Raw genomic sequence first — 6,268 nt, 5'->3', positions numbered from 1 at the left:
GACGCGGACGACGCCGAGGGGGTGGCGCTGCTCGGCTTCGCAGAACTGGAGGTCACATTGTTGCTGGCCGGCGCCTGCGAGGGAAACAGATTGCCGGCCTGGCTCACGACCAGACCGACCAGGGCGAAGACCACCAGCAGGATCAGCGCAATAAGCGGCCAGGTCCACGGGCTGCGTCCGCGGCGCTTCGGCTCTTCCTCCGGTTCGTCGTAATCTTCCGCTTCCTCTTCCTGCACCCAGCTCCGCTCGGCCGCGAGGGCATCGGCGCGGTTGAGCGCGTTGCGGGCGCCGTAGCCGCTGGCGGCGGCTGCACCGGCTGCCAGGCCGGCCGCCGCGCCGGCACCTGCAGCGCCAACGACGGGCAGCGCGGATGTTGCGGACGTCGACTTGTCCTCCGCGGCGCTGGAGCCAATGACGCTGGTGGCCGCTGTGGGGACGTCGACGGGCGCCGTGATGGGCCCGGTGGCTGCCTCGAAAAGCAGCATGCCCGGCACAGCTGCATGTGCGGCGGAGATGTCACCGTTGCGGATGGCCTCGGCTGCCTCGGACAGCTTGATGGCGTCCGCCGGGCGGTTCTTCGGATCCTTGGCCAGCATGGACATCAGCAGGGCGCGGACCGGCCTGGGCAGCGTGTCAGGCAGCGGCGGCGGCGCGTCGTTGACCTGGGCCAGCGCGATGGCGATCTGGGATTCCCCGGAGAACGGCCGGTGGCCCGTGAGGCACTCGTAGCCGATCACGCCAAGGGAGTAGATGTCCGAGGCCCCGGTGGCAGTCTGCCCCGTGGCCTGTTCCGGTGCCAGGTACTGGGCCGTGCCCATCACCTGGCCGGTCTGGGTCAGCGGAACCTGGTCGGCCAGGCGCGCAATGCCGAAGTCGGTGACCTTGACGCGGCCGTCCGGGGTGATGAGCAGGTTCCCCGGCTTGACGTCGCGGTGCACGAGGCCCTGCGCGTGGGCAACAGCCAGGGCACGCGCTGTCTGCGCGATCATCGAAAGGGTGCGGTCCGGGGAAAGCACCTGTTCGTGCTCGATGATGCTGCTCAGCGGCTGGCCCGGAACCAGTTCCATGACCAGGTAGGCCGATCCCTCCTCCTCGCCGTAATCGAAGACGTTGGCGATGCCCACGTGGTTCAGCAGGGCGGTATGGCGTGCTTCGGCGCGGAAGCGCTGCAGGAACCCGGGGTCACCGGTGTATTCCTCCTTGAGCACCTTAATGGCGACAATGCGGCCAAGGATCAGGTCTTTGGCTTTCCAGACTTCTCCCATGCCGCCGATCGCAATGCGCGTGGTCAGCTGGAATCTGCCGCCGAGGGTGATTCCCGAAGTAGGCCTCACTTATTCAACACCGCCTCAAAAATCTTCTTCGCGTTCGGACTGGTTAGGTTTGCGCCTGTGGTGATGTCTACGCCTTCCATGACGATGGTGACAGCCACTTGCGGGTCATTTGCCGGGGCAAACCCGGTAAACCATGAGTTGTTCAGGCCGTTGCCGAGTTCGGCGGTACCGGTCTTGCCGGCCACCTGGACACCGGGCACAGCCGCACGGCTGGCGATGCCGTCGTCGACGACGCTGACCATCCACTCGTTGATCTGCCGTGCGATCTCCGGAGTCGTGGCGGTGCGCAGGGCCTGGGGTTTCGGTTCGTTGATCGCCCGCAGGTCAGGGGCGCGCACGGCCTTGATCAGGTTCGGCTGCATCTGCACCCCGTCGTTGGCGATCGCGGCTGTCATCGTGTTGATCTGGAGCGGGGTTGCCCGGACGTCCCGCTGGCCGATCGAGGACTGCGCCAGGCCGGCGTCGTCCAGCGGCTCGGTCGGGAAGAAGCTCGGGGCGCTGTCCAGCTTTAGCTGGTCACCGAAGTCCTGTCCGAAGCCGAACTTCTCCGCCTGGTCCGCAATGGCCTGCTGCTTCAAATCCAGCGCGATGCTGGCGAACGGCGTGTTGCAGGACTGCTGCAGTGCGAACGCGAACGACGCCGTGCTACGGGTATAGCAGTTGCCTCCCGCGTAGTTGGGGAGCGTGTAGTCGATGCCGGGGAAGGGCATTTCCGCCGGGTTGGGCAGGACGCTGTCCTTGTTGTACTTGCCCGAATTGAGCGCCGCCGCCGTGTCAATGAGCTTGAACACCGAACCTGGTGCCAGCAGCTCGCCCGTGGGTCCGCTGACATTTTGGTTGAGGTTGATCCCGGGGATCTGGTTCAGCTCGTTGTAATTGGCCTGTTCGGCGGCCGCGTCCTGGGTGGCAATCAGGTTGGGGTCATAGGACGGTTTGGAAACCATGGCCAGGATCGCGCCGGTCTTCGGGTTGGTGACCACGATCGACCCGCGCTGGCCGTCCGGGATCAGGTCATAGGCAAGCTTCTGGATCTTGGGGTCCAGGGTCAGTTCCACGGACGCCCCCTTGGGCTGGTTGCCGAGGAACAACTGGCCCACCCGGTCCAGGAACTGCTGGTCCGAGCTGCCGGCCAGCACATCGTTCATGGACTTCTCCAGTCCGGTGAGCCCGTAGTTCTTGGAGAAGTACCCCGTGACGCCGGCGTAGAGCTCGGGCTGGGAGTACGTCCGCTGGAACTTGCAGCTCTCGGTGGCGGGAACGGACTCTGCCACCGGGCTGCCGCCGACAATGATCGCGCCGCGGTCGTTGCAGTAGTTCTGGAGGATGGCGCGCCTGTTCCAGGCGTTGGCTTTGAGCTCGTCGGCGCCAACCACCTGCACGTAGCTGAGCGCACCGAAGACCAGCACGAACATTGCGATCGCGGCGAGCCAGGAATTGCGGATGGCCTGGTTCATAGCTGTTTCACCGCCTCGGTGGGTGCGTCGGGACTGGTTCGGGGGTGGTCCGGGGCCGGCTTGGACGGCATTGCGGGCAGTTTCCGGCTCACGCCCGGTTCCTGGCCGGGCGGCAGCGGCGTCGTGTCCACTGGACCGCGGGCGGAGTGGGAAATCATGAGCAGCAAGCCCACAATGATCCAGTTCGCCAGGAGGGAGGACCCGCCAGCGGCGAGGAACGGCGTCGTAAGTCCGGTCAGCGGGATCAGGCGCGTGACGCCGCCGATCACCACAAAGCACTGCAGCGCGATCGCAAAGGAGAGCCCGGTGGCGAGCAGCTTTCCGAACGCGTCGCGGGTGCCCAGCGCGGCGCGGAAGCCGCGGGTAAACAGCAGCAGATACATCAGGACGATCGCGAAGACGCCGATCAGCCCGAGTTCCTCACCGAATGAGGCGATGATCATGTCGCTGTTGGCGAAGGGGACGAGGTTGGGTCGGCCCTGGCCGAGGCCGGTGCCGACCAGGCCGCCGTTGGCCATGCCGAACAGGCCCTCGACAATTTGGAGGCTGCCGCCGAACTGCCGGCCGTAGACCTCATCGGTGAAGGCGTTGACCCAGCCGTCAATCCGCAGGGCCACGTGTGAGAACACGCGGGCTGCGATGAAGCCACCCACGATAATCAACACGAGGCCGATGATCACCCAGCTGATGCGGCTCGTGGCGACGTAGATCATGACGAGGAACAGGCCGAAGAACAGGATCGAGGAGCCGAGGTCGCGCTGGAAGATCAGCACGCCGATGCTCACGAGCCAGGCGGTGAGCATAGGGCCCATGTCCTTGAACCGCGGGAACTGCACCGGGCCGATTTTGCGGCCAGCCAGCAGGATCAGGTCCCGGTTCGACGACAAATATCCAGCGAAGAAGATGGCCAGTGTGATCTTGGCTATTTCACCCGGCTGGAACGTCATGGAACCGATCTTGATCCAGACGCTCGCGCCCAGGATTTCTCCGGCCGAGACGCCGGGAACCAGCGGAAGGATGAGGAGCACGGCGCTGATGGCCAGCGAAATGTAGGTGAAGCGTCGCAGGATGCGGTGGTCCTTGAGGAACCAAATGACTGCGATCGCGACCCCCATGGCCACCAGCGTCCAGCGCAGCTGGTTGTTGCCGGTGTCCTCGCCCACCCTGTCCAGCCGGTGGATCATGGCAAGGCCCAGCCCGTTGAGGGCCACCACGAGCGGAAGTATTACCGGGTCGGCATATTTTGCGCGGATCCGCAACACCACGTGAAAGGCGAGGGCGGCGGCTGCCAGGAGGCTGGATTGGAACCAGAAGTCGGTATCGAACGCTTTTTGCCGGTCCACGCCCACGAGGGCCTGGGCTCCAATCCCGACGGCGAGGGCAAGGATCAGGAGGACCAGCTCCACGTTGCGTCGTGGCCTGGGCACGGGGTCGATGGGTGTCATTTGGCCCCCTCGCAATTCGTAGTCGGGGTGGCGGATGGTGACGGCTTGGCCGTTCCAGGGGAGGCCGTGGCATTTGGCGTTGCCGTGGAGCCTGGCTTGGCCGTTGCGCCGGGGGTGGCGCCGGCGGCCGTCGCTGCGGGGGACGGGGTGAGGCATTCATCGGCCGGGGCGGTGGTGCCGGTGCGTTCCAGATTTTTGACGATCCGCTGCGCGTCGTAGAGATCGCGGGCGGGCACGGTCTGATGCACCCGCTGCTGCGAAAATTCGGGAAGGTCGGACATCTTGATATCGGTCACCGCTTCGAGAGTGGAAAGCTGGATGGGCCCGAGGCGTTGGGAGACGCCGTTGAAGATGGCCACATGCTGATCGTGCTCGCCGATGTAGTAGCGCGTCTGGGTCCAGGCGTAGCCAAGCCACAGGCCCACGGCGAGCAGCGCGACGATCGCGGCGGCAATGGACACCGTGAACCAGCGGCGCGGCCGTCCGGTGGGCCTGAAGTCCTCGGTGTCCTCGCGGTCCTGTTCCGACTTGTGCGTGAGTACAGTGGCCGCGCGCCGGGCCACGGTGCGTCCGGCTATAGACGGAATGGACCCTGATTCCGCTGCTGCGGCGGCGGCCCCGACGAGTTCGTGGGGGCGCATGGAGAGTTCTTCACGCAGGACTTCGGCCGAGAGGTGTTCGCCCAGATGCGGGTCGGTGGTGGTCTCGGGTTCCTTGCTCCCGGCAGTCTTCTGCGCGGCAGTGGCCGGCGTGCCGTCGGCCGGGGCTCCAGGGGCAGGGTCGGCGGGCCGCGGGCCTGACGCATCCCCGGCCACAGCCCGGGCAGCGGCCCCGGCGTCGTTGCCGGAGTGGTCCTTCTTCGCGGACTCACCGGCGGACGTCGTGGCACCAATCGTGCTGCCGGTCAGCCGTCCGGCTGCCGCGGCGGTCGCCGAGGTCCCTGCGGCCGACGCGGGTACGACGTTGACGGCGGCGGTCCGGACGTCGTCGCGAGTCGGCTCGGCGATGTCGAGCACCACCACCGTCACGTTGTCCGGGGCGCCGGCCTCCAGCGTCAGTTCAATCAGCAGTTCGGCGCATTCGTTCAGATCCTTCGTCTCCCGAACCGTGCGCTCAACGACGTGGCCGGCTACGTAGTTCAGGCCGTCCGAGCAGAGCAACCAGCGTTCCCCGGCCTGGACAGCCAGGGTGTCGAGATCCAACTCCGGGCTGGCATCGACGTCCCCCAGCACGCGCATGAGGACGTTTTTGTGTGGATGCGTTTCGGCCTCTTCGGGGCGCAGGCGGCCCTCGTCGATGAGCCGCTGGACAAAGGTGTGGTCGATGCTGACCTGTTCGAACTCGCCGTCGCGCAGCCGGTAGGCCCGGGAGTCGCCAATGTGGGCGAAGTGGAGCTTGCCTTCGGCCAGGAGCAGGGCTGTGACCGTGGTGCCCATCCCGGCGAGCTTGGGATTGATGTGGACCAGCTCGGACAGCAGGGAGTTTGCCGTCTGGATTTCGTCGGCGAGGACGGTGCCGGCCTCGCCGTCGTAGTCATCATGGTCCAGGTGGATCATGTCCAGGACGGTCGCGGCGGAGGCGACGTCGCCGCCGGCATGGCCACCCATGCCGTCGGCAACGACGGCGAGGTGCCGGCCCACGTAGGCGGAGTCGTCATTCTTGGCGCGTATGCGCCCGACGTCTGAACGCGCGGCGTAGCGCATGATGAGCGGCCGCTTCGGGGCCGTTGTTTTGCCTTCGGCCCTGTCTGCGGGGCGATCCGGGGCAGCCACGGCTACGGCCTCAATTCAATGACCGTCTTGCCGATTCTCACGGGGACGCCCAGCTCCACCGGGAGGGCCCGGGTCAGCTGCTGGTCTGCCAGATAGGTGCCATTAGTGGAGCCGAGGTCCTCGATGAACCAGCGGCTGCCCTGCGGGAACAGGCGGGCGTGGCGGCCCGAGGCGTAGTCGTCCTCCAGGACGAGGGTGGCCTCCTGTGCCCGGCCAAGGAGGATGGGGCTTGCCGCGAGGGGGATGGTGGTGCCCTTCCGTGG

The 6,268-nt window shown here is 66.4% G+C and carries 5 protein-coding genes; all 5 read right to left on the bottom strand.

Going from position 1 to position 6,268, the window contains the following annotated elements:
- Window positions 1-1,334 (bottom strand): protein kinase (locus LQV16_RS22565; RefSeq protein ID WP_229996077.1); only part of this gene is annotated, 1,334 nt, incomplete at its 3' end.
- Window positions 1,331-2,788, bottom strand: a complete 1,458-nt coding sequence (locus LQV16_RS22560) for a penicillin-binding protein 2 (RefSeq protein ID WP_229996076.1) — start codon at window positions 2,786-2,788, stop codon at window positions 1,331-1,333. The genes LQV16_RS22560 and LQV16_RS22565, both read right to left, overlap by 4 nt.
- A complete protein-coding gene (locus LQV16_RS22555; RefSeq protein ID WP_229996075.1) occupies window positions 2,785-4,233 on the bottom strand; it encodes an FtsW/RodA/SpoVE family cell cycle protein in 1,449 nt (482 codons plus the stop codon). Before LQV16_RS22555 ends, LQV16_RS22560 begins: the two co-directional genes overlap by 4 nt.
- Window positions 4,230-6,005 carry a PP2C family serine/threonine-protein phosphatase gene (locus LQV16_RS22550; protein ID WP_229996074.1) on the bottom strand — a complete coding sequence of 592 codons (1,776 nt, stop codon included), beginning with the start codon at window positions 6,003-6,005 and terminating at the stop codon, window positions 4,230-4,232. The genes LQV16_RS22555 and LQV16_RS22550 overlap by 4 nt, the downstream gene beginning before the upstream one ends.
- Before the next feature lie 2 nt (window positions 6,006-6,007).
- The coding region (locus tag LQV16_RS22545) for an FHA domain-containing protein (RefSeq protein WP_229996073.1) at window positions 6,008-6,268 on the bottom strand (261 nt) is incomplete at its 5' end.

Source organism: Arthrobacter sp. Bi26 (assembly GCF_918697925.1).
In the GTDB taxonomy this organism is placed as follows: Bacteria; Actinomycetota; Actinomycetes; order Actinomycetales; family Micrococcaceae; genus Arthrobacter.
This window is presented reverse-complemented; position numbering and strand designations above follow the sequence as displayed.